The following is a 26,899-nucleotide window of genomic DNA, read 5'->3' on the forward strand; positions in this document are numbered from 1 at the left end:
ATTTACATTCGTCGTCAGCTAAATTGGTGAATTGGGGCTGCCACTCATGTCGAACAACGCACGGCCGGACTCGGGTGTTCTGTTGGCACTGGACAATGTGCTCCTGCGTACTCTGATGGCAGTTGTCGACGCCGGCAGCTTTGTCGGCGCTGCCCGGATAGTGCATCGCACGCCGTCGGCAGTCAGCATGCAAATGAAGCGACTCGAGACGCAGATCGGACAGCCGGTCTTCGTGCATCAGGGGCGATCCATAGCGCTGACGCCAGCAGGAGAAGCGCTTCTGACCTACGCGCGGCGTGTCCTTGGGATCGCTGAAGAAGCGGTGGCGCGGTTCAACCGCTTGTCGCATGGGCGCGCAGTGCGACTGGGAATGACGGACGAATATGCCGTTGCGTTCCTTCCCTCAGTTCTCTCCAGCTATGCGGCCGCGTACCCCTTGATGGAAATCAACGTGACCTGCCGCGCGAGCAGCATGGTGTCGCGGATGCTGGATGAGGGCGAACTGGATGTTGCGCTGGTGACCGCCGGCGCGACAGGTCGAACTGGATCACCCGAGACGGCTATCCACAGAGACCGGCTTGTATGGGCCGGCCTTGCGCATGGGAGTGCCCACTTGCGTCGTCCGCTGGCGGTCGCCGCAGGTCCGACGAGTTGCGTGTGGCGCAAGGCAGCCATCGACGCGCTCGACGCAGCCGGCATCTCTTATCACATCGTTTGTACAAGCGAGAACCTCACTGGTCAGCTCGCCCCGGTGCTGGCTGGGTTGGCGGTCGCGCCGCTGCCGATTGCAGCCTTGTCGGGCGAACTGGCGCCGTTCGGGCCGGAGCACGGTCTTCCATCTGTCGGTTACTACGATGTCGCTTTGCGACGCAGCCCTCACGCGGCGGATGACCTGACTTCCGCCGTTGTCGACCATGTCGGGGCGTACTTCGCCGCGCGCTAGAGATCCTCGATCCACGCAACCTAACGCGACAGGAAGGCCGCCACCTGCGTCGTACGCAGCACCGTGCGCGTCACGCCGCCGAACAGCAGCTGGCGCAGCCAGGAGTGGCTGTAGGCGCCCAGCACCAGGAGATCGGCGCCGGTCTCGGCGATCCTGTTCTGGATCATGTCGTCGACCGAGGTGCCGCCCGATTTCTGCACCGAGACGCTCACGTTGGCGCCATGGCGCGACAGGGCCGATGCGATTTCGGCGCCGGCGGCTTCCGGACTTTCGTCGAGCGTATCAGGCGGATCGATGACCAATATGTCGGTTTTCTCCGCCTCGATGATGAAGGGCAGGGCGTCGAAGGCGGCACGAGCGGCTTCCTTGCTGCCGTTCCAGGCGAGCAGCACATGCTTGAACGTGGTGACCAGCGGGCCCGCATGTGGCACCACCAGCACCGGCCGGCCGGCATCATAGACCAGCGTATCGACATCGGCGCTCGGGTCGCCGCCCGTATCGCGCTGGGCGGCAATGATCAGATCAGCGGCGCGCACGCTCGAAATGCCGGTCAGCGCGCTGTCGCCGGAGAAACTCTCCAGGCTGCGCCACTCGAAGGAAAGGCCGGAATCCTCGATGCGCTTGAGGAAGACGGCCTGCAGCTTGTCGGCCCGCTCCCGGTTCATGTCGGCCGAGACCTGCAGGAATTCGGTATCGGGAAAACCGGTCGCAGACGTGTAGGGCACCGGAAGCGCCTCGGCATGGATGCCGATCAGATGGCTCTCGAAGCGGCTGGCGAGCGGAATGGCGCAGTCGAGCACGCGTTCAGCGTCCTGCTCGTTCTGCAGAATGGCAACGATGGTCTTGAAGCGCATGGTGATCCCTCAATCTGGCGAGCGTCGATCTCGCGTGCAAGGAAACGTTGGCGCGCCGTGCTTGGTTCCGGCCTCAGCTCGCCTTGGCGGCGAAACCCGCCACCATTGCCTCGACATCGGCGCGCGCGGCGTCGAGCGCCTCCTGGCTGCGGGCGCGAACGACCAGTTCGGTCCAGAACTTGCCGTCGCCATACTTTGGATAGGAGCCGATGATGGTGTCCGGATGCGCCTTCTGGATCTCACCCAATGGCCCGCCGATAAGGCCTTCGCCGAACGGACAGTGCACTGTCGCCGACAGCATTTTCGTGCCGGTCTTCAGCGTCGGCACGACATTGTCGAGCATGGCCTGGAAGATCGAGGGCACGCCGGCCATGACGTGGACGTTGCCGATGCGGAAACCGGGCGCCACGGACACCGGGTTATCTATGTGGTCGGCGCCGCGCGGCATCCGCGCCATGCGCTTGCGCGCCTCGGTGTATTCGATGCCGCGCGCCGCATAGTTTTCGCCCAGCATCGCATAGGCCTTGGCATCGTATTCGCAGGGAACACCGAACGCCTTGGCGATCGAATCGGCGGTGATGTCGTCATGGGTCGGGCCGATGCCACCGGTGGTGAACACATAGGTATAGCGCGCACGCACGGCATTCACCGCAGCTATGATCTCGTCTTCCTCGTCGGGAACGATGCGCACTTCCTTCAGGTCGATGCCTATAGCCGTCATGATGTCGGCGAGGTGGCCGATGTTCTTGTCCTTGGTGCGGCCGGACAGAATCTCATCGCCGATGACAAGCATGGCGGCTGTAACGATTTCAGGCATGGAGGGCTCCGGCAGGACGGGTCGCTTGAGATAGCGCGGCACGTGGCTGTCGGCAATGCCGTCCGGGCGGCGAACAATGGCAACCGTTTCGATGCGAGGTTGCAGCGCAACCGGATGCGGGTAAGCTCAAACTGGTTCTGGTCCGGGTGAACAATGCTGATATCGATCCTGTCGTGGCTGCTGGCCCTGTTGTTCCTGCTGGCGGTCCTGGGGATCGCCTGTCTGGTGTTGGCGACGCTGTGGATCGCGGCGAAGGCGCAAAGACTGGTGCCGCCGGTCGGAAAATTCATCGAGATCGACGGCAACCGCATCCACTATGTCGATGTGGGCGAGGGGCGGCCGATCGTCTTCCTGCACGGGCTTGGTGCGCAACTCCATCACTTCCGGCACACGCTGTTCGGACATTTCGGCCCGGGCTACCGGCTGATCGCGCTCGATCGTCCCGGATCTGGCTATTCGGTGCGCGCGCGCGGTGCGACCGGCCGCTTGCCCGAGCAGGCAGCGCTGGTGCGCCGCTTCATTGAAAAATTGGGGCTGGAAAGGCCGCTGGTGGTTGGCCATTCGCTGGGTGGCGCCGTCACGCTCACCCTGGCCGTGGAGCATCCCGAGGCGATTTCGGGAATCGCCTTGCTGGGGCCGTTGACGCATCTGGAAACCAGGGCACGCCAGCGGTTCGACCTGCTCTATATCCCCTCGCGCCTGAAACGCTGGATCATGGCCTACACCGTGGCAATACCCCTGAGCCTGCGCTATGCGCGGCCGACGATGGAATTCATCTTCGCGCCGCAGGCTTTTCCCGCGGACTACATGGTCGACGGCGGTGGCTGGCTCGGGCTGCGGCCAGTCCATTTCCAGGCAACATCAGCCGATGTCGTGGCCATCGAACAGGATCTCGGCCGCATCGAGCAACGCTATGGCGAGATTGCCATGCCGGCCGGCATCCTGTTTGGAACCGCCGACCGCGTCATCGACATCCGCATCCATGGCGAGCCGATGCGAGGCAAGATCGAAGGGCTCGATTTCGAACCCGTCGACGACGTCGGTCATATGCCGCAGTTCGCCGAGCCCAGGCGGGTGATTGGTTTCATCGAGCGGATTGCCGCCCGCGCGTTTCCATCACCGCAGCCTCACGACAATTTCAATGAACCAATCGGCTGACTTCCGGGTTTACCGCGTGTCGCTCCCAAGGCGACCAAGACACGGAGTAATGCAACGTACAGGAAACTTCTCGCAGCATCGGTTCTGACGATCGGTCTCGCCATATCGGCGATGGCGCAATCGTCGGACGTCGCATATTCCAACCATCACAACTGGTGGCCCTTCGGCAACGAAGAGTCTTCAGGCGTTGACCAGAACACGACCGGAAGCATCAACGGCGACCGCTCGGGACTGGATACCCTTGGCAGCACGGGCTCTGCCGGCCCTTGTGCCTACAACACGGCCGGTCCTGACGCGAATGCCCAGGGCAACGTGAACGATCAGTATTGCGGTAAATAGTTCAGCCGCTGGGCAGCCGCTGACCGTAGGACGTCGTCTCTCCTGACGTCCGCGGTCGGCGCCCTGCCTGTTCCTGCCGGCAAGTTCTCTTCTTCAGACTTTTCCTGGAATTGCTCAGTCGGACACTTCGGTCTGCGGCCGGTCGCGGCCATCCGCCAGTTCCTCATGCCATTTGCCCTCGGCATCCTCATACTGAATGCCGTCCGTAGCACCCGCCACCTGCTGCTCGGCCGAGGCGATCTCGGCGGCGCGCAACGCATCCTGATGGGTGGGAAATGTCTCCGAGAAGGTGGAACCGACCTTATAGGCCCAACCGCCGTCATGCTCGACGATCTTGTAAGTCAGCTTCGCCATCAAAACCTCCGGTTGAAAGTCCGCCTGCTCAATGCAGCCGGTCGTCGGACAGCCTGTCGTCGGGCACCAGCACTTCCGATTCCCTGGCGGCCTCGATCAATGCCCGTCGCGCTTCCGCTGTCGAACGATAACCTTCCAGCACTTTGAGGCAAGTGTCGAGGGCATCACGATGACGCGGGCCGCGATTGAGCGGCCACACCGTCATCAGACACTCCGCTGCCTCCTGGGTGCTGCGGATATGGCGATATTTGCCGACATGGCCAAGTTCGACCACGACCGGCGTTTCAAAAGGTTTGTTGTCCATCATGGCCGCAACGCAAAGCAGCCAATTTGGTTGCAAAAGTGGCCGTCAGCCTGCGCCCAAACGTCTCAGAAGCTGTTTGGGAACCTCTACTCCGGCGGCCATCCGGAGCGATTTTCGAAGCAGCCTCAGTAGCCGCAATCGTTGCGCAGCCAGCGTGCGTTGGCCCAGCCGGTCGTGCCGCCGATTTCGACCTGATACCAGTTGCCGCGCCGGTCGAAAATCTCGGTGTGATTGCCATTGAACAGCTGGCCGATCATCCGCGATGACGAGTTCGGCCGTGTCCGCACGGCGAGAAAGCCGCTGCCGGTGGCCAGATTGTAGCGCCCGGACAGGCCGTGCACAGTACCCTCGCAATATTGCGCGACGCTCGGCGTCGACGCACCGAGCCAAAACGCGGCGACAGTCACAAGCATCGCAGCCGGCAAAAATGCCTTGAACGACATGATTTCCTCCCAAGCCCGGCCGCGCCCGCCGCAGCCTCACCCAACGTAACAGTTTGCGGCGAGAATTGAAGCGGGCTGTTGCAGACGGGTTGGGCAGGATGCGCCGGTATCAGGAAAACGGGCCGATCAGCCCGCCGCCTTCATCCAGTGTTCCATGGTCGTCACCGAGCGGGCGAGCTGTGGCGCCGGATGGATCTTTTCGCTGAATGTGGCGGCAGCACGCCAACCCCAGCGCGGGTCGGCGAGGAAGGCGCGCGCCAGCGCCACCATGTCGGCACGGCCCTCGGCGATAACAGCCTCGGCCTGCTTCGGATCGTCGATCAGGCCGACCGCGCGGGTCGGGATGCCGGCGCCCTTGCGCACGGCTTCCGCCAGATGCACCTGATAGCCGGGGCCGGTGGGCAATTTCTGCAACGGCGAATTGCCGCCGCTGGAGCAGCAGAGATAGGCGACGCCCTCGGCCTTCAGGGCTTTCGCCACCTCGATTGCATCGTCGACGTCGAAGCCGCCGTCGACCCAGTCCTTCACCGACAGGCGCGTGCCGAGCATCAGCTTCGGCACCGCTTGTCTCACCGCCCTGGCGATTTCGACGACAAGACGCATCCGGTTTTCCAGCGAGCCGCCCCAGCGGTCCGTGCGCTGGTTGGACAGCGGCGACAGGAACTGGAAGATCAAATAGCCGTGTGCTGCGTGCAATTCGATGAAGTCGAAGCCGGCGCGTTCAGCCCGCCTTGCGGCTTCGACGAAGCGCTCGATGAGCTGCAGGATTTCTTCCTCATTGAGCGCGCGCGGCACGTTCCAGCCGGTGTCGTAGGCGATGGCCGAGGCCGAGACGGTCTGCCAGGGGTCTTCGTTTGGCTGCAGCGGCCCGCCACCCTCCCAGGGCTTGCGATTCGAGGCCTTGCGGCCGGCGTGCGCCAGCTGTGTGCCGAATTTCGTGTCCGGCGCGGCGACGCGTCGTGCCGCGTCCAGCGTGCGGCGCGCAGCGGCTTCATTGTCATCGGAATAGAGCCCGAGGCAGCCATGCGTGATGCGCCCGCGCCGCTCGACATCGGTCATCTCCACCGTGACCATGCCGGCGCCGGACATGGCCAGGTTCATCCAGTGGTAGAGATGCCAGTCGCTGGCGCAGCCGTCCTCGGCGGAATACTGGCACATCGGCGCGACGGCGATGCGATTGTGGAAGGTGAGGCCGTCGAGCGTGATCGGCTGAAAAAGCGATGCGGTCATGAAAAGGGCTCCGGGGGAGGGGAACGCGTTATTTAGGCAATGGAACTCTTGCATACCACACACGAGAGAGTGAAACGCCCGCTGGACCAATCGCTGCCCCAATTGCACCGGCGCCGGTTCGCGGCTACGCCTGCGCTTGGCAGCAAATACCCGAGGTATCCAATGGAAGATCGCATTCGCATCCGCTCGGAAGAGGTTCTTTCCGACGACTGGGCGGTGTTGAAGAAGACCGTGCTCGACTACCGCCGGCGTGATGGCCAGTGGGAGACGCAGGTCCGCCAGACCTATGATCGCGGCGACGGTGCGGTGATCCTGCCCTACGATCCCAGCCGCTCGACCGTGCTGCTGGTGCGCCAGTTCCGCTATCCCGCCTACGTCACCGGCCACCGCGAGCCGCTGATCGAGGCCTGTGCAGGACTGCTTGATGAAAACGATCCGGAGACCGCCATCCGCAAGGAGGCCGAGGAAGAACTCGGCTACCGGCTGAACAAGATTGAGCGGCTGTTTGCGCCTTACATGAGCCCGGGCAGCGTCACCGAGCGGCTTTGGTTCTTCGTGGCCCGTTATTCGCCCGCCGACCGCATCTCGGCCGGCGGCGGCGCGGCGGAAGAAGGCGAGGACATCGAGGTTCTGGAAATGCCGCTCGACGAAGCGCTGGCCGGCATCGCTGACGGCCGCATCGTCGATGCCAAGACCATCATTTTGATCCAGCACCTAAAATTGAACCCGATGAAGGCCTAGTCTCTCGAAGCTCGCCGTTGCCTTATGAGTTGTGCTGCGGACAGGCCGGCACGTCCATTTCGCGGATGAAGTTGCGCAAGGCTTCCATGTCCCGGGACAGAGGCCGATCGTCCGAATAGTGGGCGATGTTTTCCCGGACCATTCGGTAGATGGTGTCGGTACCAGGCGCTCGTACACCGCGCTGCGTCAGAAAATCATGTGCCTGCGCGGCTGCCATGAGTTCGATCGCCAGAATGTATTCCGCGTTGTCGATGACCGCCAGCAGCTTGTTGGCTGCGACGGTTGGATGAGCAAGAAAATCCTCTTGCAGGCCGGATGTGACGCCGCCGTCGGTCGCCGCCGGGGCGGCCAAACGCCGATTGACGTTGCTGAGCGACGTGGCCGTGTATTGGGCGATCATGAAGCCGGAATTGGCCCCGTCCTCATCGGCAAGGAAGGCCGGCAAATTGTTGACAAGTGGATTGACGAGACGGTCGATCCGACGCTCGCTCATTCCAGCCACCTGCGCCAAAGCGATGGTCAGGCCGTCAGCCGCCTGCCCGAGGGCGGGCGCTACCGCATGCGCTTCTGAAACAACCTGAGGATCTTTCAAAGACCCGAATACGGCGGGATTGTCGGTGACAGCGGCCAGTTCGCGGTCGACCAGCTCGGCGGACCGGTCCAGCACCTCCCGGGCGGCGCCATGGACATGCGGCACGGCTCGAAGACTGAGTGCGTCCTGCGTGCGACTGCCGTGGGCCAGCGCAATAAGTTCGCTGCCATGAAGCCAGCCACGCAGCGATCTGCCCACGTCCTGAATGCCGGGTGAGGGCCTCATCGCCAGGATTGCCTCGCCAAAAGCCGGCATTTGTGCGCCTGCGGCCTCAAGCGTTAAAGCTGCCGCCGCGTCAGCCCATCCCAACAAGCGCTCCGCGCGCCGCACGGCGATGCTTGTCAGGCCGGTTGCGCATGCGGTGCCATTGACGAGACTCAAGCCTTCCTTGGCGCCAAGCTCCAACGGCTCCAGACCCATTTCAGTCAGAGCCTCGAGCCCGCTCATCGAGCGACCTGCCACGGTTGCACTGCCTTCACCGATCAAGACCAGTGCTACATGCGCGTTGTGCGTCAAATATCCGGCCGATCCCCGGGACGGCACGTTGGGAACGCAGTCGCGCTCGATAAAGGTGAGCAAATTGCGCACGATCGCAGGGCTCACGCCCGAATGGCCATGCGCGAAATTTGCCACTTGAGCGGCAATGATGGCGCGCACGCCGCGTCTTGGCACGAGGTCACCAACGCCGCACGCGTGACTGCGAATGATATTGCGCGACAGTTTCTTTTGCAGGGCAGGCGCCACAATCTTGCTCGCCAATGCGCCGACCCCGGTATTGACGCCATAGGCGCGGATGCCTTTATCGACGATGGCCGCTACGAGCTGGTTCGCAAAAGCGATCCTCTTCCACGCTGCCTGGCTAAGCGCCAGGGATTCGCCTTCGCTCACGCCCGCGATATCGCGCCAACTGGCGTTTCCATCTATCGTTATTGTCATTGCCGGTTCCGAAATAGCTTTGCGAATGCGCAGGCGCTGTTGGCTCGCCCGAAAGGCGGCGTGAGAACCCTGCCTCGGCTCCTTACCGCACAACCGCGGGGCATAACGGCGATGGAATTGCCAACTGATGCGACTGTAGCGACGTCGTCGGCAATAAATATGCCGCCGGCGATCCGATGCTGGAAATCCAGCGCCCCGTTTGAAGTCAAACAGCTCGTACGGGATCACTCGGTCCGCGCGGTCATGGCAAGGCTCCGCCTCATGCGGCGTTGGCGTCGAGCTGGGCCGTTGGGATTTCATGGAGGCCAAAAGCCGCCTCTTGGAAGCGTATATTAGCAATAAACAATATATTAATGGCTATAATGCAGCCTTGGCACAGGGACGGAAATACCTCCCATCATGTTCCGACATCCGCCCTGGGAGCGCCGGAACGTTTGACCAATGCGGAGCAAACGCATGAGTGTCGGAGCCGCTCTCGGACAATTGCTCCGGCTGATTCATCGCCGAGCCATGAAATTGGCGATGTTGCCGGAGGATGAAAGGGATTCTCACTACGATCACATCCGCCTGTCATGCTGCGCGGCCGCCGAGCACATTGGGCAAGAGCCTGACCAGGCAGCCATCACGGCGAACGATATGGTTGAGTTTGTTCGCGCGCTGGTCGGGATCATTGAGATAGGCTCTCGGCCAGACCATGAGCGAAGCGCCGATCAGCGGTCGCCGGTGCTGCATTCGGGCGGCCAAGAGAGGGGCACTACGCGCATTTAGCAAACAAGGAAGAACGCCCGCTTGGGCAACGGAAACGACGCGGCCAACGCTGGTGCTGTACGACGTAGCTGCTGGTGATGGCATCGTGGCCGAGGCCGCGAGTCACAAAAACCCTTGTATAGCCGACCGGTAAGCCGTCTCGGGCCGGGCCATGGTTCAATGCACCAGGATCTAGTTGCGCTCGTCGCCTGCTCGCATTGTAAGGCCGCCGGCCGCGATCGGCGCCCGGCTTTCTTCACCTGCATTCCTGACTACGAGGGCCTGCAGGCGAAGCGCAACCGAGACTGAAAGCCGACGTTCGGAAGCGCCAAGCCAGAGACTTAGGACGGCGGCCCAGCGGCTTGGTTGCAAGAGGGACTGGCAGCGGAAGGCCGCTGGGCCTGGCCGGCAGTGGCCTTGAGGACGGGACGCGCGTCCGGCTGGCCAATGAATACACCTTTGCTAATATAATCGGGACTTATCAATATGAACGATGGAAGCAGCAAAAGGTGGAGCATAAGCCGGCCACAACCTACATCCGTGAGCTTCGAGAAGCCGCATTGGCACACCGTCCTTACCACCTAGAACAGGGCCAAAGCGCTGGCGATGGCTAAGGAGAAGGTGCGGGTCCAGGAAATCACGCCGAAGCCGAAGAGAGGCGCTAAACACTCGGCGTAACATATACCGCGGGTAAAATGGCCGACGCCAAGGGTGGGAGCTGTGGGCTGTGCGGCGCCGGCCAAGCGGACAATTCAGGTCCGCCGCGCCTCATGCATGACGGATTCGCGGGCGCGTCGGTATGGTGCGATCACGTATCCGCTAGTAGCCGTAATATTCGCTTGCGCTAATATAAAAGTGACGTAACGTCAGGCCCCGGCATCATGGGGATGCGCAACCGTGGGGAAGTACGATGAGAGTGGCAATTTTTTGCGCGGCGATCGTAATCGCTGCGACCGGTGTCGCTGTGGCCAAGGAGAAAAAAGTGGTGGTCAGCAATGCTGCGGACCTTTGCTCTACCAAGCATTCGGCCAAGAAGCCGGTGCCGGAGTTGGACTGCAGTTTGACTGGGACGGCCAAATTGCCGGATGGAGCAACGCCGGAGAAACCGCGCCTCGGATACGAGACCAATCCTTGGATTGTCGTCGGGTTTTAGAGAAGCAGTAAGGCACCTAGCGCGGCCATCAGCACGGCAGGCGGCCATACCCAGCATGTCGCGCTGCCGGTAGCGCCAGACACGCCGGCGAGCATCAGAGCAGCGATAGCGGCGATGTAGAGCGGGACCGGCGGCTCCGTGAATGTAAGAGATGACCGCTCGATGGGGCGGCGGGCTTTCCATTCCTCAATATCGCGCTCAAAAGACAAAGGGCCTGGGCCGCCAACCATGGCGATCCAAGCCCTTAGCCGTCGGGTTCATCGCGACCTTGCGCCTGCGGGAGGCCAGTCACAAGTTGGACCTAGGTCCCCGCGGCGGCGTTTCCGAGATCCTGATCTTGCAAGCCATGCTGCATAGAAAGAAAACTCGCCGGGCGAGGAACCCCAATTCCCTTCAAGCCCGGCGAAAGTTTACTTCCTGATCCCCGCGATCAGGACCGGTGGGAGGAGCACCGGCAACCTCGGCAGTGCAAAAACGGTGCCAGGCATTTTCGTCCCGAAACGAGACAGATCACGCGAGCCATGCAGGATCACGAACTTGTAGAGCTCCGGGCCGCGGCTGGACTCGCTGGGCAGAAGGCGCTGGCGAGTACGACATCGAGCGCACATGGTGGCAGACCAAGGTGCTGCATTTCCCCAAGCTCAATGTGTCGGTCTGGTTTGACGGGTCCGAAAAGGTTGGGCTTGAGCATTGGGGCTACCGGGATCCGAAATGGTGCATGCGAATCCCGCCGGCTGACTGGCAGCCGATGCCGTCCGGTTATCGACAAGAGGCCGAGCAGGTTTGGCTATGCTGGCAGGCAGTCACAGGCGGCCCGCCAGGACGCGCGGGACACTTCGGCGGTGTAGGAGAGCGGCCGGCAGAAACGCGCGCTGGCGAGGCTCCGCTCGCCGCGTTAATGTTAGGTCGATAGGTTTAAGGGGGGAAGGTGAGATGCAACTGACGACATCAGATCAAGAGAGGCTTTCCAAGTTCCTGCTTGACGCCATTCCACGATATGGGGTTGCCAGCGGGAACCTCTTCGGACTTCTCGATATAGAAAATCCAGATCTCACGAGGAAGCTAGTGGACCGCCAAGGCTTGGTGGCGGCCGCACGCGATCTTGGCTTCATCATCGAAGGCGGCAAAGGTGGCAGCCGGGTCGGTTCGGTCATTTGGGAGTTCATCGATCTGCCCAAATGAGACATTCTGCCCGACGGCGGGGAGGTATCGCCAACGCAAAGAGTTCAGTCCCTTGCGGTTATTTGGTGAGGGCATCCCATTCTTTAGAGACCCATTGACACATATGCAGGAGTTGGCGAAGCGCTTCGTCGGCGTTCGCAGTGTCGAGTAGACTGGCTTTCCCGTGTGCCGCTTCGTCTCTCCAAAGCGAGACAATGCCCGCAAAGCTTTTCAGCGTCGACTGAACATGACCGGCTGATTGCCCAACTACCATGTTGACCACCTTTTGCCGCCCGCCCATTTTTGAATACTCGGCTAGAACAACGTCTTCTGTACCCGTTTTTGAGATCGCCAGCGCAAGCAGCACAGACTCGGCGGCGGCCCCAACCATTGAGCAACACGCCAACCATGCTTCAGCATTTCGGCAGCGGATAGCCTCCTGCGAACGCTGCAAGAAACCGGCGCCGAACCTATTGGCATATTGCGCCAATGCTGCGGCTAACGCGCCGGGCTGTACCAGAAGCAAGGCTGTGTCATCCAGAGACTCGATGTATGCACGTCCAGACGTAGTTAGCGAATATCCCCCGTCCGACGTCGCTTGCTTGCCAGTGCCCGTCACGCCAGGGCGCACTATTCCCCTTCGGCAAAGTTCCCACGCTGCCTCAAAAAATAGGGAAGACCACGCCACGCTGTCGTTGCGCTGGTTGTGCAAGTCCCGGTTCCCGCCGCTCAGTTCCCATGAGACGTCTTGTGCAACTTTTACAGGAGCGAGATCATATCCAAAGGCAGCAGATCGCTGATTCTTCATCGCAGAAAGCGTATGGGCGATCGCTTCGTCGAGATTCATTTTCTCACCTTTCCGCCTCAACTCTGCACAGTAGCCGATCTGCACGCAAGCCGACCGGCTCCCTTTCGGAAGCGCTTGACGATTTCAGCGAACGGGCGCAACGGGGCATGGCTTGGCCACAAGCTGGCGCCAGGACGCGCGGCAGGCTTCGGCGGTGTAGGAGAGCGGCCGCCGGTCTAAGTTCGGTTTTTTGGGGGAGCCAGGTCAATGAAATGGGCCATTGCTTTCTGCCTGTTGATCGTCACCTGCTTCGCGGGAACAGCCAAGGCTACCGTCCTTCGTGAGACCTGGACACTTGACCTTGAAGGGCTTGTCAGGGGCATCACGGGCCAGATCGAGGAAATGCCGTTCATCAGAGCATGGGCTTACGCGGAAGCGATTGACCGATATTGCTTCCCTGCAAAATCGTACGCCAATGTTGTGGGCGTCACCTTGAAGGTGACCGCTCGCCATCAGGATAGTTTTAGCCCGGGAATGCTAGCAAGCGCTGAACGTGATGCTGCGGATCATCTGCGAGGCGAGTATCTGGCTTGCGCCCCTGCGATGAAGTTCGTTGAGGAAACGGTTGCTCGAATGCCCGAGCTTGTTGAGAAGCTCAACGTACTGCAGATGCAAATCAGCGACGCCAAAGCCAAGATCGCTACGGATTGCGCAATAAGAGCTCGGGAACGATCCCCACCATGCATTCGGGGCAACTTGCCTGATTGATGCGGCCCGCAGCGAGCCGGGCTTAGAACAGCGGCCAGCGGAAACGCGCGCTGGCGAGCCCTGCATAGCCACACGCTCGGCGAGTTATCCACAGGTAGTCCCCAACCGTCAACGACAGGCAATCGCACAACGACAAGCGCGCCTTGCCGATCTAATATTACCGTGGGCTTAATTGCCCTCCATAAGCACTCAGCCCGTTGCCACGATGGGACAGGCAGCGGGCTTTTTTTGAAGCGGCAGGCGATCATGCCCTGGGGCTTTCTGATACCTGAGGGAACCGAATTGCCTCCGAGGTCGAGTCCGGGAGGGAAGCATGCAGGACCAGCGTTTCGATGAGCCGGTGCGGGTTGCGCTCGGCAGATCAAAGAACACGACTTTCAAGGTTGAGCGCGTCGCCCAGGCCGCGGACATCCTGCTAAACCGTTGGCCCGTGAAGACGGGCCGCTGTCACGTTGCCGCCCGCAAGGCATGCTTGGGTGTGCTCGAGGGGCTGAAAGAGGCCGGCTATGCCCGCGCCGCCTTCGTCAATGCGGCGATTGAGGCGGATATTCTTAGGGACCCGGATTGAGCGACCTTGCCACCACCACCAATATCAGGAATATATTCCTCCGTTGCGGCGACCCTTCAAACGAACGGAGATCGCCTATGGCCAGGACCAAACCTTCAAAGCAGCTATCGCAGGAAGAAATCGAGCGAGGCGCTGCTGAAGGCTGTGCGGGAAGTGACCGGAGGAGAAGTCCCGTTCATCTAGCAGGAGCGTCGCTTACTTCTTGGCCATAAACCGCTGCATCAACACGGTTGAGACGCGGCCGATGAGGATCGAAATGCCGATTGCGATGGGCAGATCTACCCGTGCATTCCATCCTTCGGCCTTGCAGAACTTTACAAGCAAGAGAGCCAAGGGAAGCCCTACCAGAATAATGCCAAGAGCCTGGGGACGTCTCTTTTTGAGGCGCTCGATATGTGCCTCTTGTTCAGGGGTCATTTCCGCAGTCTCACCCCGGCGCCGCCGCCATTCTCGGGGATGAACTCGACGCCGGCCGCTTCCAAGGCACGGCGAACCGCCGCCACATTGTTGGTCAGCCCCACAGCGGCAAACTCGCTCGCCTCCATTCGTCGAAGCGTCGCAACTGATATCGATGCGGCAGCCGCCAACTCGGCTTGCGCAAGCCCGAGCAAAGCCCTGGCCGCAGATATTTGTCGACCAGTGAATTGAGTGCTTTCGCTCATTTTGCGCTAATCCGTTGACAATCGCTTGATTTGAGCGAAAACTATCACAGTCAATTAAATCGCTCAAGGGAGCAACCACAATGCCGAACACCCATGTTCCGGCAGCCGGCGGAGCTATGCCTGCTGACCGGATAGCCATCATCGGACGATTTTCCGGCCGGATCCTGTTTGTCCAGCGGAGGCCGTCATGACCTACGCCGCTATTGCGCTGCTACTGGCCGCAGCGGCCCTGAGAACGCGCCTGGCGCGCGGTTGCCTCGCCTATGTGCTCCTGAAGACGTCCAACGTCCTGTACGACGCGGGCGCCCGTGTGATCGACAACCTGGAGGCCGACCTCCATGGATAATCTCGATCTCACCAAGAAGGCCGAGGCCTATGTCTCGGCAAGGTCTCTGCGGCCCTACGGCATGGATCCGCGCCAATGGCGCCAATCGGTGCAGAAGCGCCTGAATGACCACCTGGACGGCGCCATGAGCCTGATAACGGCTCTGGACCTGATGGAAGCCGATTGTGACCTTGAAGACGGCGCCGACGCCGAGCCATCGATCGGCGAAGACGACCGGGAGCAGGACAACAGCGACTATGAGCCGGACAGCGAGGGCGAGCCGACCATGGGCGCCATCGAGCGCCATCCGACATCAAGGGAAAGCCCGTGGGGCCGCTGCGGGGAGTTAACCGTCATGTACTATGGCAGCAACTCGCAGGAGCATTGGGCGGGCGGGCGAGCGTGCCACCGCTCCGGGCCGTGATGAGTGCGAGGCCGAAAACGAGCATGGCGGCGACGTGCTGGACGAGCCGCACGATCGGGAAGAAGACGAGACCGAACTTGGCTGGGCGGAGCATCTCGACCAAACCCTAGCGCCGATCGTAAACGATTCGTGGCACGTCGATGGCGGCGAACCGGAGATGGGCTGGTCAGGAATAGCCACCGGTTGGCGGGAGAACGATGCCGTGGACGACCGCGAAGGCGACGACGAGCGGGAAGCAATCGACGAGCGTGAGCAGCCCGACACCGCCGACTGACTGAAATCCGCACGGTGCGGAATATGGCCCGCTGCCGAAAGGTGGCGGGCCATCACCATTTGAATGGGAAAAGACGGATTTCAATCGACTCTTCGCGCGAAATCATATCCTGGGCGCCTATGCGGTACTTAAATGAAAGGTGGGCCATGTTCGGCAAGCGATCGCCGACGATCACCGGGCTACCGTTTTCGAACGCGGCGTGAAATTCAAATTCCTCAATCTGTCGGGTCGAGTCAGGGTGAATTACGAACTCAGAATCTCCGTAAGCCGTAACTTTATCGGCCTCGTTGATCCGCCTCACGGATGGCAAGCGGTCGTCGCCCCAGCCGAACTGGATTCCCGTACAATCCCAAGTGGTAATTGACGGGAAAAAGGCCGTTACGGAGGAAACATTGTCGAGCCACAATTGGATATTGTAGTAGCCATTTGATCCCGACGACCTAAATTTCCGGTCGTCTGTTCTCAGCTTGAGTTCTGGAACGGCCGTTCGACGAAAAGCATCCTCGATGTCGAAATGCTCCATGGCATAGCTACCGGAGCCGGAGCGCTTGAAATACTGCTTTAGATCGGCGGCTTCGCTGCGGTGAGGTCGTCGCTCAGAACGAGGCACGTCTACGACTATATAGCCGAGGCTCTGATTTCCATCGGACGCAAATCCGTCGATTCGGATACCGTCATTTTTTGGCTGCAACAGATCGCCCACCGCCGAACTCACGGCACTGAGTGCGGTTCTCCAATTGGGAAGCGGTTCGAGATCGCAGGCACAATCGACCCCGTCTGCATTCTTACGGCATTCGACTCCAATCACCAGAACGCCGCCGGCAGAGTTGCTAAAGGCCGACAGAGCTTTGGCTAAACTGCTTCGGCCATCCTTGGTAAGTTGGCCTTGCGGGGTAAAAGCCGCGCCTGGCTTACCAACGGCCGGCGCCTTGAAATCGAGCCTCAGGCCTTCCTGCGTTTCTAGGAGGATTGCCTGATTGAGAAATGCCTCCTTACCGGAAACGATGTCATCGAATTCCATTATCTGGCCCTCATTCTATCATACTCGGCTACCCCTACGGCTACCCACGTGGAATTTCTTTGGGTAGCCAGCGGCGCCTCATTCGACCAATTTCTTTTTATAATCAATATGGTGCGGACGACGGGAATCGAACCCGTACGATCAGAGATCGAGGGATTTTAAGTCCCTTGCGTCTACCAATTCCGCCACGTCCGCAGGCCAGCCCTTTTCAGATGCCAGACACAGGCCGTCAAGTCGTGTTCTTGAGCTGTCTGAACACGCACCCCAGAGGAGGGGGCGCGGCGATACTGGTGCGATCGCGGAATTATCCGCGCCGCGCGCAGGGGATAGGGTGTTTGCACGGCGGACTTGATCCGCCGAGGCCGGCGTCTACCAGGCCCAACCCATTCCCCCGCCCACTGGGGGCGCCGGCCGCCCCTCTCATCGAAATTGCTGGTAACATCACAGCCGTCGCTCGCCGATCGCTGCTGGCCGCGCTCAGAACTTGTAGCTGAGATTGACGCCGACGGTGTTCAGCTTGGTATCCTGGTCGCGGCCGACGAAATCGCTGGATCCATCATAGTGTTCGGAGCCGAAATCGTAGTAGCGATATTGGGCGCCGACGACGAACTTGTCGGTCAGCGCATAGTCGACGCCGGCGCCCACCGTCCAGCCGACATTCGTTCGTGTCTCGGAGAAGGCGGAGCCCGAGGCTTGCGACGTCTCGATCCCAGCGAAGGCGACGCCGCCTATGCCGTAGACCAGCACACGATCCATCGCATACCCGGCCTTTGCGTTGACCGACCCGAACCATTTGATGTCGGTGCCAACGACATTTCCGGGCCCGCCGAGTTCCGCCGTGCCGTCGATCGAGGAATAGTTGAGGTCGGCCTCGGCGCCGATCACCGCCTGGTCGAACTGCCACAGGCCGGCGACGTGTCCGCCGACGAAGCCGCCGTCAATGTCGGGCGAGACGGAAAACGGTCCGCCGTCGGTCCCTGAGATCTCGGATTGGCCCCAGCCATAGCCTGCCTGCAGGCCGGCGTAATATCCGGTCCAGTCGAAGCCGGGCGCGGTCATCGGAACATCGACCGTCGGGTCGGCTGCGAAAGCCGGCATGGACAGTGCTAGAAGACCGGCACTTGCGACCACAAGGCGATACATTCGAACTCCCCGGACGAAGAGTCGGAAAAATCCTTGGCAGCCAGGGTAGACCGATTTGCGACAAAACGGAATCGGATTTCTGGCAGCGGCCGTGTGTCCCTAGCCGGAACCGCGCTCTGCAAGCCGGGAGCAGCTGGCATTGCCGGGCGAATGTAACCGTGCAAGATGATCTTTTTGCAGGGAAAAATCCTGATGAACAGCTTGGCTCGTCTCATCGCCGGAGTAGCCATCGTGCTGCTCGCCTGCGGCCTCGCCAAGGCCGAGCCATTGACGCTCGCCATTGCCAAGGCCGCGGTCGTAGCCGATGCGGCGTCGGGACAGATGGCACTCAACCTCAAGATGACGGCGGACAGCGCAAAGGCATTCGCCGACTTCACCAGGGCGAATGTCGGCAAGGTGGTTGATCTCAGCGTCGACGGTGCCGTGGTGGCGTCGCCGCGCCTGGTCGAACCCATCCTTGGCGGCGAGGTGATGCTCAACGGCACCTTCGCCGCGGGCGAACTCCAGCGCCTCGCGGAGCGGATTTCGGCCGGCGGTGCGAAAGTCACGGTCGAAGTAAAGGCCGAACAGCCTTTGTGACGGTTGGGTAGGCCTATCCGCTGTTTGACGCTGGTCAAAACCAGGCAGGCTTGGCACAGTCGTGCAAACAGGAGTCCCTCCATGGCAAAGAAGCCGGCGGCGCATGCGACGAAGCCAAAACCCTGGACCGAGATGGCGACGCATCTGGTCGACGTCGCCATGGGCCGCAAGCCCGCCGATCTCGTCGTCCGCAACGGCCGCTGGGTGAACGTTCACTCGGGCGAGATCATCGCCGGCACCGATATCGCTATTGCCGGCGGCCGCTTCGCCTATTGCGGGCCGAATGCCAGCCACGCCATCGGCCAGGGCACCAAGGTGGTCGATGCTGGCGGGCGCTACCTGGTGCCCGGCCTCTGCGACGCGCACATGCATGTCGAGAGCGGCATGGTGACGGTGACCGAGTTCTGCCGTGCCGTCATCCCGCACGGCACCACGTCGATGTTCATCGATCCGCACGAGATCGCCAATGTGCTCGGCCTGCCGGGCGTGCGGCTGATGCATGACGAGGCGGTGGCGATGCCGATCAACGTGCATGTGCAGATGCCGTCCTGCGTGCCTTCGGCACCGGGGCTGGAGCACGCCGGCGCCGAGCTTACGGTCGCAGATGTTGCCGAAGCGATGACATGGGAAAACATCATCGGGCTGGGCGAAGTGATGAATTTCCCCGGTGTTGTCGCCAACGATCCCGTCATGTCGGGCGAGATCGCCGCGACAGTGAAGGCGGGCAAGACCGTTGGCGGCCACTATGCTTCGCGCGATCTTGGCCTGCCGTTCCATGGCTATGTTGCCGGTGGACCCGAGGACGACCATGAAGGCACGCGCGCTGAGGATGCCATCGCCCGTGTGCGTCAGGGCATGAAGGCCATGCTGCGGCTGGGCTCGGCCTGGTACGACGTTGCCTCGCAGATCAAGGCGGTGACCGAAGGCGGCATCGATCCGCGCAATTTCATCCTGTGCACCGACGACAGCCATTCCGGCACGCTGGTGCATGAGGGGCATATGGACCGTGTGGTGCGCCACGCCATCCAACAGGGGCTGAAGCCGGTGACGGCGATCCAGATGGCGACGATCAACACAGCCCAGCATTTCAGGCTGGAACGTGAGATCGGTTCGATCGCGCCAGGGCGGTTGGCCGACCTGCTGATTGTCTCCGATCTCGCCGCAATGACCATCGATGAGGTCTATGCACGCGGCGCCAGGCTGGCCAAGGGCGGCAAGCTCGACGTCGACATTCCGGCCTATGACTACCCGAAGACGGCGAAGAACACCGTCAAGCTGGGCAAGAAGCTGAAGGCGGCAGATTTCGACATCGCCGCCCCCAAGGGCGCCAACGAGGTGCGGGTGCGGGTCATCGGTGTCATCGAGAACCAGGCGCCGACGCGGGCGCTGGAGGCGGATCTTCCTGTCGAGGACGGCTTGGTCGCCATGGATCGCCGCAACGATGTCTGCCAGATCGCGCTGGTCGAACGGCACCGGGGCACCGGCGGCGTCACCAACGCCTTCGTTTCCGGCTTTGGCTATATGGGCGATTGCGCCATGGCGTCGAGCGTGGCGCATGACGCCCACCACATCATCTGCGTCGGCACCAACAAGCAGGACATGGCGCTGGCGGTCAACCGGCTGGGTGAAGTCGGTGGTGGCGTGGTGCTGTTCTCCAAAGGCAAGGAACTGGCGCTGGTCGAAATGCCGATCGCCGGGCTGATGTCGGACGAGCGCGCCGAGATCGTCGCCGCCAAGGCCGAAAAACTGACCGAGGCGATGCGCAAGATGGGCTGTTCGCTGAACAACGCCTACATGCAGCACTCGCTGCTGGCGCTGGTGGTCATCCCGGAGCTGAGGATTTCCGATGTCGGGCTGATCGACGTGACGACGTTCCAGAAGGTCGATCTGTTCGTCTAGGTATTCGGATGATGTCGGCCTGCGAACTGCATACGACGAGGCAGCATGACCACGGCCAAAAGAACCTTCGCGCGGCGAGAGCCGACACAGCAACGCTCGCGGCAGACCGTGGACTGCGTGCTCGAGGCCGTCCAACTTGTGGTGAAGCGTCACGGGACCCAGGCCATCACCACGAATCGCATCGCGGAGGCCGCCGGCGTTAGCGTCGGGTCGCTTTATCAGTACTTCCCCGACAAGCGCGCAATCTTCACCGCCCTTCATGACCGACACGTCGACGATGTACGGCAGGTCATCGGGCAGACGACGGCTGCCTACGCCTCGGCTCCGCTGCAGGAATTCACAGGCGAACTTGTCCGAGGTCTGGTGAACGTGCACGTGGATGCTGCGGAACTGCACGAGATTGTTTCGTCCGCCGTTCCGGAAGGCGCTCTTGGCTTCAGGAACGCGCTGCATCACACGTTTGGGCGAGTGCTGTCAAGCGCCGACGAAAAGCGATACAGCCTCGACGAGACGGAGCGAATGCTTTTTGTCCTTCCACGCATGGTGGAATCCCTCGTGCACGGAGCGGTCCACCAGGCGCGCGCCCTCTCGCGTGATGTCGTTAGGAGCGAGGCGATCCGTGCCGTACTGGTCTACGTGAATTCTTTTGAGGGCACTGCACCGAAACACTATTGAAACGACGCGGCGTTCTCGGCGGCCCACTGAGCAAACGGGATTGGTTCCCGCCCAGTTACTCGTTTTACCCCGTCCGTCACCGTGTCAAGTCGGCCCTCGCGCACCGCGCGCCAGATGTCCACAAGGGCATCGACATAGGGGCCTTTCCCGGCCCATTCGACGGCGTCGGTGTACGCCTGCCGGTCGGATATTTCCTCGAAGCCGACGGGCTTGCCGATGGCTCTGCCTATCGTGGCCGCCATCTCCCCATAGGACAGCGCCTTACGGCCGGTGATCACCAGTGCCTGGCCGTCGTGGTCGCGCGTGGTCAGGGCGGCCGTGGCGACGGCGGCGATGTCGTCTGGATGGATGAATGCGATCTTGCCCCCACCCGTGGACGAGCGCAGCACGCTCTCGCGGCGGATGGATTGCGACCAACCGAGCGCGTTGGACATAAATCCGGCCGCCTGAATGAACGTGAACGCCACCCCGCTTCCCCGAACGGCATCCTCGCCGCGTGCATGCCACGGACCGGTGCCAATCCCGGTTCGCACGTCCAGGGTAGAGAGCTTGACGACGTGCCGTACGCCTGCGTGGCGGGCTGCGAAGGAGACCGCGCGATCTCGCTTCTCGAGATCCGATCCATCAGTCAGGAGGAATATGCCGTCGACCCCAGCCAGCGCAGTGGTTAGCGAGGAGCCTGGCTTTTCGAGGTCTCCGGTATGGATATCGACACGGTCACCGAAAAGGGCCCTGGCCTTCTTCGCGCTGCGAACGAAAACGCACGGGCGTGCTCCGCAATCAACGAGGCGCTGGGTTACCCGAGAGCCGATGTTTCCCGTGGCGCCGATGATGAGATGTTTCACTGGAGCTTGCTCCAGCCACGGATCACCTCGAACGCCATTCGCTTCTGGCCCGCCAGAGTGAAATGCAGACCGTCGTCCATGAGCAGGTCCGAAGGAGGAGGACTCCCCAGCGTTGAGAAGGCGTCGATAACCGGCCCGTCGCCCTCGCGGACGATCTTGGCCACTCGTGCCAGGTCTTCGTTGCGGAACCGGACCCCGAACCTGGCCAGGCCCCGATGGGCCGCTACCTGCGCTTCATTGACCGCAGGCGGAGTAATCCAGACGCAGGTCGCCGTGGTCTCTCCTGAAACGCGCTGCCGCAGCTCGGCAATGTTGCGCGCGGTCTCCTCATGATGGACGAGCGTCTTCGTGGGGTGTGGGCCCTGCGTGCGGGCATCATTCGTACCGAAGAGGAAGAGTATCCAGTCGGGCCGGGAATTGATGACATTTGCGACCCGCACGAGACTGTGGGTGGTCGTCTCGCCTGCGACTGCGCTGATGGTCAACGAAATCCCGTCGGTACCGCGGCGCCTCGCCAGCATTTCCCTAAGGACTACCGCCCAAGATTGGGGATCAGACGTCAAACTGTCGCCGAACGCCACTACTTTGTCCCCTTTCCGGAGGGGAAGGCGATCGACCATCGATGCCACGGCTGGGTCAGCAAGCAACGCGTCGGCTGCTTCCGAGGCCTCCTTTTGCATGCGGCCGAGTTCCGTCGCGTAGATCTCAACCGGGAGGCCGAGGAGGCCGGCATGAGCATCCCGGTTTAGGCTGGCGCCTTTGGGGAGGGAGGCCAAGGTCGCCTCGGGCTGGATGACCTTCAAAAGCCAGCGCACTTGCTCGTCCGACATGTGTTTCACCTCGTAGTTGGATCCGTTTGCAGAAGGCGAAAAAGTAGTCGCACCTGGGGGACGTCGCTACTCGCGTTGGCTGGTTGGTTAAATTGTTGTAATTGCTTTGAAATCTTGCGAATCCGCAGAGCCTTCATCAGATTCATGAGCCGTCGGAGAAGCACCTTTCACGTTCGGCACCGAGAGCCCGCATTTGGCCGATATGGTTGATTTTGTGGGGTGCTGATCGGCCTTTGGCCGCGTGATTCCATCGTGCTGCAAAGCAAACACTTGCCGAGCGGCTCAACCGCACAGAAAACAAAAGCCGTTCAGGATACTTCACGGGCGATTAAGTACGCTCCGTTGCGGTTCTCGGAAGCAGCCATTCCCGGCTCGGCCTGGCCCGAATCTCAACATCCCTTGGCTGGCACTTACCCGCCGGTGACGATGGTCAGCACCTTGAACGGTGTGGTTATGACGACCTCGGCGACCGAACCGACGGCCTTGCCGAGGCCCTGGCCGAGATTGTCGAGCTGTGCCGGATCGGGTTCGTCCGAGGCCAGACCAGCCGGCGTGCGCAGGCGGTCGCCGAGCAGCTGCACCAGGATCGGATTGTCGGCGAATTTGGCGTGGTTGAGGCCACCGTCGCCGCCCTTGATCTTGGACAGGTCGACCACGGAGACGCCATAGCTGGCGAGATCGGCGGCATTGCCATAGTCGCCGACACGCGGTTTGTCGCCCGAGATGATGGATGACAGCTTGAGCGCCCGGTCATCGCTTGAAAGCAGCACGGCAAACGGCTTGTCCGGCTTGCCGTAACGCATCATCTGCTTTTTGAACACGTCGACATCGATGTCGGGTGAAGCCAGGACGACATAGCCGAGCTTGCCGCCGAGATCGCGATCGCCGGTGATGGCGAGCTGGCGCAGTGCCTCCATCGTCAACCAGGTTCCCATCGAATGGGCGATGATGTCGATGCTCTTGACCCGCGTCTTGGCGAGCATCCTGAGCGTCGCCTCAAGATCGTCACGAGCGGCGTTGGCGCTGTCCTTGTCGTAGATATAGCCCGTCGTCTTGGCGCTCGACGCCCAGGAAAACAGCACCGGCGTGCCCGGATATTTCGTGTCATGGGCGATCTGCGTCAACCGGTAGACACCGTCGTCGAAGCCGTTGTTGAAGCCATGCACGAAAACCAGCGCGCGGTCGCCGCGCAAGGCGATGTCGGCGCCGACAGCCTTGGCGAATTGTGGCGCGCCTTCGTAGTAGGTGACGTCCTTGGCGGTGAAATCCTTGGCCGGATTGCTGTTGGCGGAACCCTTGGCACGCTCGATGGCGCCGACCTGATGGCTCGTCGGAACCGTGACGTCGACCCGGGCGAAGCTGGTGGTCAGCGAACGATCGCCGTCGAACACCTGCCGCGGGTCCTTCGTTGCCTTCTGGCGGGTGGTGGCGACGAATATCTCATGCGTGGCCGCGATGGCGGACGCCGGCACCGCGACCGTCGTCTTGTTGAGCAGATCGTGCGTATTTCCAGCGCAGCCGGCGACCAGCAGCGCGAAAGTCATGGCGACGACACTGTTCAAACGCACGGTCACGCGACAGCTCCCGTAAAGGGGGACGTCAAAAGCGTGACGCCACCAGTCATTCCGATAGAGCCAGAGACCGGCGCGGTCCAGTTCAAAGTGGCCTGGCGCCTCGTGAGCAGGCACAGCGAAATCCTTGGCGGCGCATCTACTGCCCGAGCTGGGTGATGCGGTCGGTCACGTCCCTGTCGCTGGCGAAGCCGTCATCCTCGCGCAGCCGCTGGCCGATCATCTTCACCAGGGTCGGATTGTCGGCGAATTTCGTATGGTTGAAGCTGTCGCTGCCCTTGACCTTGGAAAGATCGACCACCGTCACGCCGTAGGAGGCAAGGTCGGCGGCATCCTTGTAGTCGCCGACGCGTGGCCGCGAACCGGCGATCAGGCCGGACAGCCTCAGCGCGCGGTCGTCGTCAGACAGCAGCAGGATGAACGGCTTGTCGGGCTTGCCGTAGCGACGCATCTGGCTCTTGAACACGTCGACGTCGATATCGGGCGAGGCCAGCACCACGTCGCCCAGCTTGCCGCCGAGATCACGATCGCCGCTGATCGCCATCTGGCGCAGCGTTTCCATGGTTACCCACGTTCCCATCGAATGCGCGACGATGTCGATACGCCGCGCCCCGGACTGCTGCAGCATCCGCAACGTCACTTCGAGCTGGTCCCGCGCGGCACTGGCGCTTTCCTTGTCATAGACATAATCGGTGGTCCTGGCGCCGGATGCCCAGGAGAACAAGACCGGCGTGCCCGGGTAGCCGGAATCGTGAACGATCTGGGTCAAGCGGTAGACCGCGTCATCGAAGCCGGTGTTGTAGCCATGCACGAAGACCATGACACGGCCGCCGCGCGCCGCGATATCGGCGTTGAGCGCGCTGGAGAATTTCGGCTGTGCGTCGTAGCCGACGACCTCGGAAGCCATGAAATATTTGGCCGGATCATCCGACTTGCCGCGCGAACGCCGTTCGATCTGGCCAGTCTGATGGATGCCAGGCACGGTGACGTTGACGCGGGCGTAGTTCAGCGTGGCCGAGCGCTCGCCATCGAAAACCTTGTTGGGATCGTCGGATTTCTTGCGCGTCGTAGCGATGAAGATCGAGTGGTTGCCGGCGATTTCCGTCACCGGCGCGGACATGACTGCGCTGCCGAGCAATTCCTGGGTTTGCGGGCCGGCGCAGCCGGCAACGAGCAAGGCAAGGACAACCGTAAGGTTCTTCTTCAAAGGCACGTCTGAAATTCCACTCCGGCCAAAAGGCCCATCCACCCCCGCGACACCTCCCGGACAGGGAGAGTGCGGCAGAACTAAGTCGTGTCCAGCCGAAATGTGGTCAGCGGCCGACTACAGCCATCGCACTGTTGCGCGAAAGCCAAAATGGCGGAAGAAACGCCGGAATGTTGGAGAAGGGCAGCACCTCGGGCTTGAGGCGGATGCCGAGCACATCGGCCATGAAAGCACGCCGCGCCTCGATGCGGCTCCAGGCCTCGGGATAACGCGCTGCAATCTCCTCGCGCAGTGCCTCGTCGGCGAGCGCGATGCCATCCTCGATATTGGTGGTGAAATAGTCGCTGCCGGTCGCCGGGATGATGTCGACCTGCAACGCCATGCCGGATCGCAATTTGATGTCGGAGCCGGAAAACACCGGCGAATGCATCCATTCGTCGATATGGACGAGATGGCCAGGATTGAGGGAGACGCCAAAGAACGGGTCACCGATGCGATCATGCACCGCCTTCCACAAAGTGCCGCCCGTCGTGCCGATGCCGATCGCTTCGTACCAGTCGACGACCGCGGCGAAATAGGGCGCGACCAGCTTCTCGACATAGTCGCGGATGGCATGCGGAAGCTCGGAGGCGTCCTCGGTCAGGAAGCCGGCACGGGCGTTGAGCGCACCCTGGATGCCATAGGCCATGGTGATCGGGTCGCCACGCCGGATGACATCGAGGCGCGGGCTGGGCAGGCCATAGGCGGCGCGTTTTCCGGCCGACAGCATTGGATGACAACCATGCGGCAGGCCATTCATGCCCATCAGCCGCGCCGCCTGCAGTTCGCTCATGCCGGGCTCGATACCTCGCAGCACATTGCGCAGCCCTTGCGAGGTGAAGGTCGCGGCAAACTCGAAGGCAGCCAGTTGGTCGGCCTCGTTGATGGCGCGCAGGCCGTCGCTGGGGTTCATCAAAAGATTGGCGGCATTCACGACCGCGCCCTTGTCGCCGACGAAGGCGCGCAGCGTATCAGCAATGAAGGACGGCAGGTCGAGCGTCGTCTCATCGAACCCGGCATCGCCGGCGCCAAAAGGCTTCCAGCCGATGGCGCCGATCCTGTCGCCGGGCTTCAGGCCGCAGCCGGCAAGGATGTCGGGCAGCGCGTCCGAGCGGTCACGTGGCTGCGCCGGCAGCGAGAAGGTCTGGTAGAGCACGCGCTCGTAAGGCCCATCGCAGATTTCGGCATAGCCCCAGCCCTCATTGCCGACGAGAAGTCTTGGCTGCTTGCCGGGAACGATGACCAGCAATGTCTCCTCGAAGCGCGGATCGTAGCCCGAGAGATAGGCGACATTGGCCGCGTGTTCGCGGTCGCCATAGATGGCGAAGGCATCGAAGCCGGCCTTGGCGCCGAGCGCGATCAGCGCTTCGATGCGCGCTTCATGGGTATTTCGGGCAACGAGCGGCATCACCGTCGGCTCGCCGAATTCCGGCAGCGACATGGATTTCAGGCCGACCGATGCGACAGGCATGAACAAACGCTCCCAAGTGCTTGCAAGGATTCTGTGAAT

At 61.7% G+C, this 26,899-nt stretch carries 31 protein-coding genes and 1 tRNA gene; 13 read left to right on the plus strand and 19 right to left on the minus strand.

The features are described 5' to 3' along the window. Positions 1–46 precede the first annotated feature (46 nt). Positions 47–943 (plus strand): LysR family transcriptional regulator, encoded by an 897-nt coding sequence (locus AC1D05_RS02675; RefSeq protein ID WP_477437906.1) that lies wholly within the window; start codon positions 47–49, stop codon positions 941–943. A 20-nt stretch (positions 944–963) separates the two neighbouring features. Here the strand turns inward: AC1D05_RS02675 and AC1D05_RS02680 are convergent, their stop codons facing one another. Further along, positions 964–1,797, minus strand: coding sequence for a universal stress protein (locus tag AC1D05_RS02680; protein ID WP_477437908.1), 834 nt, complete (start codon positions 1,795–1,797; stop codon positions 964–966). 73 nt (positions 1,798–1,870) lie between these two features. Further along, a complete protein-coding gene (locus AC1D05_RS02685) occupies positions 1,871–2,614 on the minus strand; it encodes a competence/damage-inducible protein A (RefSeq protein WP_477437910.1) in 744 nt (247 codons plus the stop codon). A gap of 153 nt (positions 2,615–2,767) precedes the next feature. On the opposite strand from AC1D05_RS02685, the gene AC1D05_RS02690 reads away from it, so the two are divergent. Then, complete coding sequence (locus tag AC1D05_RS02690) at positions 2,768–3,772, plus strand: alpha/beta fold hydrolase (RefSeq protein ID WP_477437912.1); 1,005 nt, start codon at positions 2,768–2,770, stop codon at positions 3,770–3,772. A gap of 453 nt (positions 3,773–4,225) precedes the next feature. Here AC1D05_RS02690 and AC1D05_RS02695 read toward each other — a convergent pair whose 3' ends face one another. From AC1D05_RS02695 to AC1D05_RS02710, 4 genes are all read right to left on the minus strand, one after another. Next, positions 4,226–4,465 (minus strand): DUF2188 domain-containing protein, encoded by a 240-nt coding sequence (locus tag AC1D05_RS02695; protein WP_140607517.1) that lies wholly within the window; start codon positions 4,463–4,465, stop codon positions 4,226–4,228. Positions 4,466–4,493: 28 nt separating this feature from the next. After that, a complete protein-coding gene (locus AC1D05_RS02700; RefSeq protein WP_019857850.1) occupies positions 4,494–4,772 on the minus strand; it encodes a DUF982 domain-containing protein in 279 nt (92 codons plus the stop codon). Between the two features lie 122 nt (positions 4,773–4,894). After that, positions 4,895–5,212, minus strand: a complete 318-nt coding sequence (locus tag AC1D05_RS02705; RefSeq protein ID WP_477437914.1) for an SH3 domain-containing protein — start codon at positions 5,210–5,212, stop codon at positions 4,895–4,897. Positions 5,213–5,338: 126 nt separating this feature from the next. Then, a complete protein-coding gene (locus AC1D05_RS02710; RefSeq protein ID WP_477437916.1) occupies positions 5,339–6,442 on the minus strand; it encodes an NADH:flavin oxidoreductase/NADH oxidase in 1,104 nt (367 codons plus the stop codon). A 162-nt stretch (positions 6,443–6,604) separates the two neighbouring features. On the opposite strand from AC1D05_RS02710, the gene AC1D05_RS02715 reads away from it, so the two are divergent. Then, on the plus strand, positions 6,605–7,183 hold the full coding sequence (locus tag AC1D05_RS02715) for an NUDIX domain-containing protein (protein WP_477437918.1): 579 nt from the start codon (positions 6,605–6,607) through the stop codon (positions 7,181–7,183). 22 nt (positions 7,184–7,205) lie between these two features. On the opposite strand, the gene AC1D05_RS02720 is transcribed toward AC1D05_RS02715, so the two are convergent. Next, entirely contained in the window at positions 7,206–8,711 is a 1,506-nt protein-coding gene (locus AC1D05_RS02720) for an HAL/PAL/TAL family ammonia-lyase (protein WP_477437920.1), read from the minus strand. A 570-nt stretch (positions 8,712–9,281) separates the two neighbouring features. Next, positions 9,282–9,443 (minus strand): hypothetical protein, encoded by a 162-nt coding sequence (locus AC1D05_RS02725; RefSeq protein ID WP_477437921.1) that lies wholly within the window; start codon positions 9,441–9,443, stop codon positions 9,282–9,284. 925 nt (positions 9,444–10,368) lie between these two features. On the opposite strand from AC1D05_RS02725, the gene AC1D05_RS02730 reads away from it, so the two are divergent. Next, positions 10,369–10,611: a hypothetical protein gene (locus AC1D05_RS02730; RefSeq protein WP_477437923.1), complete on the plus strand. Its 243-nt coding sequence runs from the start codon at positions 10,369–10,371 to the stop codon at positions 10,609–10,611. A 933-nt stretch (positions 10,612–11,544) separates the two neighbouring features. Further along, positions 11,545–11,793, plus strand: a complete 249-nt coding sequence (locus AC1D05_RS02735; protein ID WP_477437925.1) for a hypothetical protein — start codon at positions 11,545–11,547, stop codon at positions 11,791–11,793. A gap of 58 nt (positions 11,794–11,851) precedes the next feature. On the opposite strand, the gene AC1D05_RS02740 is transcribed toward AC1D05_RS02735, so the two are convergent. Further along, on the minus strand, positions 11,852–12,619 hold the full coding sequence (locus AC1D05_RS02740; protein ID WP_477437927.1) for a hypothetical protein: 768 nt from the start codon (positions 12,617–12,619) through the stop codon (positions 11,852–11,854). A 207-nt stretch (positions 12,620–12,826) separates the two neighbouring features. Between AC1D05_RS02740 and AC1D05_RS02745 the strand changes: the two genes are divergently transcribed. After that, positions 12,827–13,327, plus strand: a complete 501-nt coding sequence (locus AC1D05_RS02745; protein WP_477437929.1) for a hypothetical protein — start codon at positions 12,827–12,829, stop codon at positions 13,325–13,327. Positions 13,328–13,640: 313 nt separating this feature from the next. Beyond that, positions 13,641–13,895, plus strand: a complete 255-nt coding sequence (locus AC1D05_RS02750) for a DUF982 domain-containing protein (RefSeq protein WP_057144974.1) — start codon at positions 13,641–13,643, stop codon at positions 13,893–13,895. 195 nt (positions 13,896–14,090) lie between these two features. Here the strand turns inward: AC1D05_RS02750 and AC1D05_RS02755 are convergent, their stop codons facing one another. Further along, a complete protein-coding gene (locus AC1D05_RS02755; RefSeq protein WP_477437931.1) occupies positions 14,091–14,312 on the minus strand; it encodes a hypothetical protein in 222 nt (73 codons plus the stop codon). After that, positions 14,309–14,557 carry a transcriptional regulator gene (locus tag AC1D05_RS02760; protein ID WP_477437932.1) on the minus strand — a complete coding sequence of 83 codons (249 nt, stop codon included), beginning with the start codon at positions 14,555–14,557 and terminating at the stop codon, positions 14,309–14,311. The genes AC1D05_RS02755 and AC1D05_RS02760 overlap by 4 nt, the downstream gene beginning before the upstream one ends. 187 nt (positions 14,558–14,744) lie before the next feature. Here AC1D05_RS02760 and AC1D05_RS02765 point away from each other — a divergent pair, with 187 nt between their 5' ends. From AC1D05_RS02765 to AC1D05_RS02775, 3 genes are read left to right on the plus strand one after another with little or no spacing between them, the layout of a single operon-like run. Beyond that, positions 14,745–14,903 (plus strand): hypothetical protein, encoded by a 159-nt coding sequence (locus AC1D05_RS02765; RefSeq protein WP_477437934.1) that lies wholly within the window; start codon positions 14,745–14,747, stop codon positions 14,901–14,903. After that, on the plus strand, positions 14,896–15,306 hold the full coding sequence (locus AC1D05_RS02770) for a hypothetical protein (RefSeq protein ID WP_477437935.1): 411 nt from the start codon (positions 14,896–14,898) through the stop codon (positions 15,304–15,306). The genes AC1D05_RS02765 and AC1D05_RS02770 overlap by 8 nt, the downstream gene beginning before the upstream one ends. Before the next feature lie 34 nt (positions 15,307–15,340). Next, complete coding sequence (locus AC1D05_RS02775) at positions 15,341–15,580, plus strand: hypothetical protein (protein ID WP_477437936.1); 240 nt, start codon at positions 15,341–15,343, stop codon at positions 15,578–15,580. Between the two features lie 52 nt (positions 15,581–15,632). On the opposite strand, the gene AC1D05_RS02780 is transcribed toward AC1D05_RS02775, so the two are convergent. The 3 genes from AC1D05_RS02780 to AC1D05_RS02790 all read right to left on the minus strand — a co-directional run bounded on the left by AC1D05_RS02780 (position 15,633) and on the right by AC1D05_RS02790 (position 17,744). Continuing rightward, entirely contained in the window at positions 15,633–16,601 is a 969-nt protein-coding gene (locus AC1D05_RS02780; RefSeq protein ID WP_477437938.1) for an AlbA family DNA-binding domain-containing protein, read from the minus strand. A 109-nt stretch (positions 16,602–16,710) separates the two neighbouring features. Next, positions 16,711–16,796, minus strand: a tRNA-Leu gene (locus tag AC1D05_RS02785). Positions 16,797–17,078: 282 nt separating this feature from the next. Next, the gene (locus AC1D05_RS02790; protein WP_477437940.1) at positions 17,079–17,744 is read right to left on the minus strand and encodes an outer membrane protein; all 666 of its coding nucleotides are present in this window, start codon (positions 17,742–17,744) and stop codon (positions 17,079–17,081) included. Between the two features lie 192 nt (positions 17,745–17,936). On the opposite strand from AC1D05_RS02790, the gene AC1D05_RS02795 reads away from it, so the two are divergent. From AC1D05_RS02795 to AC1D05_RS02805, 3 genes are all read left to right on the plus strand, one after another. Then, positions 17,937–18,323: a SecDF P1 head subdomain-containing protein gene (locus tag AC1D05_RS02795; protein WP_477437941.1), complete on the plus strand. Its 387-nt coding sequence runs from the start codon at positions 17,937–17,939 to the stop codon at positions 18,321–18,323. 81 nt (positions 18,324–18,404) lie between these two features. Next, on the plus strand, positions 18,405–20,222 hold the full coding sequence (ade, locus tag AC1D05_RS02800) for an adenine deaminase (protein WP_477437943.1): 1,818 nt from the start codon (positions 18,405–18,407) through the stop codon (positions 20,220–20,222). 45 nt (positions 20,223–20,267) lie between these two features. Further along, a complete protein-coding gene (locus AC1D05_RS02805) occupies positions 20,268–20,897 on the plus strand; it encodes a TetR/AcrR family transcriptional regulator (protein ID WP_477437945.1) in 630 nt (209 codons plus the stop codon). Here the strand turns inward: AC1D05_RS02805 and AC1D05_RS02810 are convergent. The 5 genes from AC1D05_RS02810 to AC1D05_RS02830 all read right to left on the minus strand — a co-directional run bounded on the left by AC1D05_RS02810 (position 20,891) and on the right by AC1D05_RS02830 (position 26,860). Further along, positions 20,891–21,742, minus strand: coding sequence for an NAD(P)H-binding protein (locus tag AC1D05_RS02810; RefSeq protein WP_477437947.1), 852 nt, complete (start codon positions 21,740–21,742; stop codon positions 20,891–20,893). The genes AC1D05_RS02805 and AC1D05_RS02810 overlap by 7 nt on opposite strands. Further along, on the minus strand, positions 21,739–22,572 hold the full coding sequence (locus AC1D05_RS02815; protein WP_477437949.1) for an SGNH/GDSL hydrolase family protein: 834 nt from the start codon (positions 22,570–22,572) through the stop codon (positions 21,739–21,741). The genes AC1D05_RS02810 and AC1D05_RS02815 overlap by 4 nt, the downstream gene beginning before the upstream one ends. A gap of 410 nt (positions 22,573–22,982) precedes the next feature. Beyond that, a complete protein-coding gene (locus AC1D05_RS02820) occupies positions 22,983–24,116 on the minus strand; it encodes an alpha/beta hydrolase (RefSeq protein WP_477438148.1) in 1,134 nt (377 codons plus the stop codon). 166 nt (positions 24,117–24,282) lie between these two features. After that, positions 24,283–25,356: an alpha/beta hydrolase gene (locus AC1D05_RS02825; RefSeq protein ID WP_477437951.1), complete on the minus strand. Its 1,074-nt coding sequence runs from the start codon at positions 25,354–25,356 to the stop codon at positions 24,283–24,285. A 100-nt stretch (positions 25,357–25,456) separates the two neighbouring features. After that, the gene (locus AC1D05_RS02830; RefSeq protein ID WP_477437953.1) at positions 25,457–26,860 is read right to left on the minus strand and encodes an aminopeptidase P family N-terminal domain-containing protein; all 1,404 of its coding nucleotides are present in this window, start codon (positions 26,858–26,860) and stop codon (positions 25,457–25,459) included. Positions 26,861–26,899: the final 39 nt, after the last annotated feature.

The organism is Mesorhizobium sp. P2_E9 (assembly GCF_056403815.1).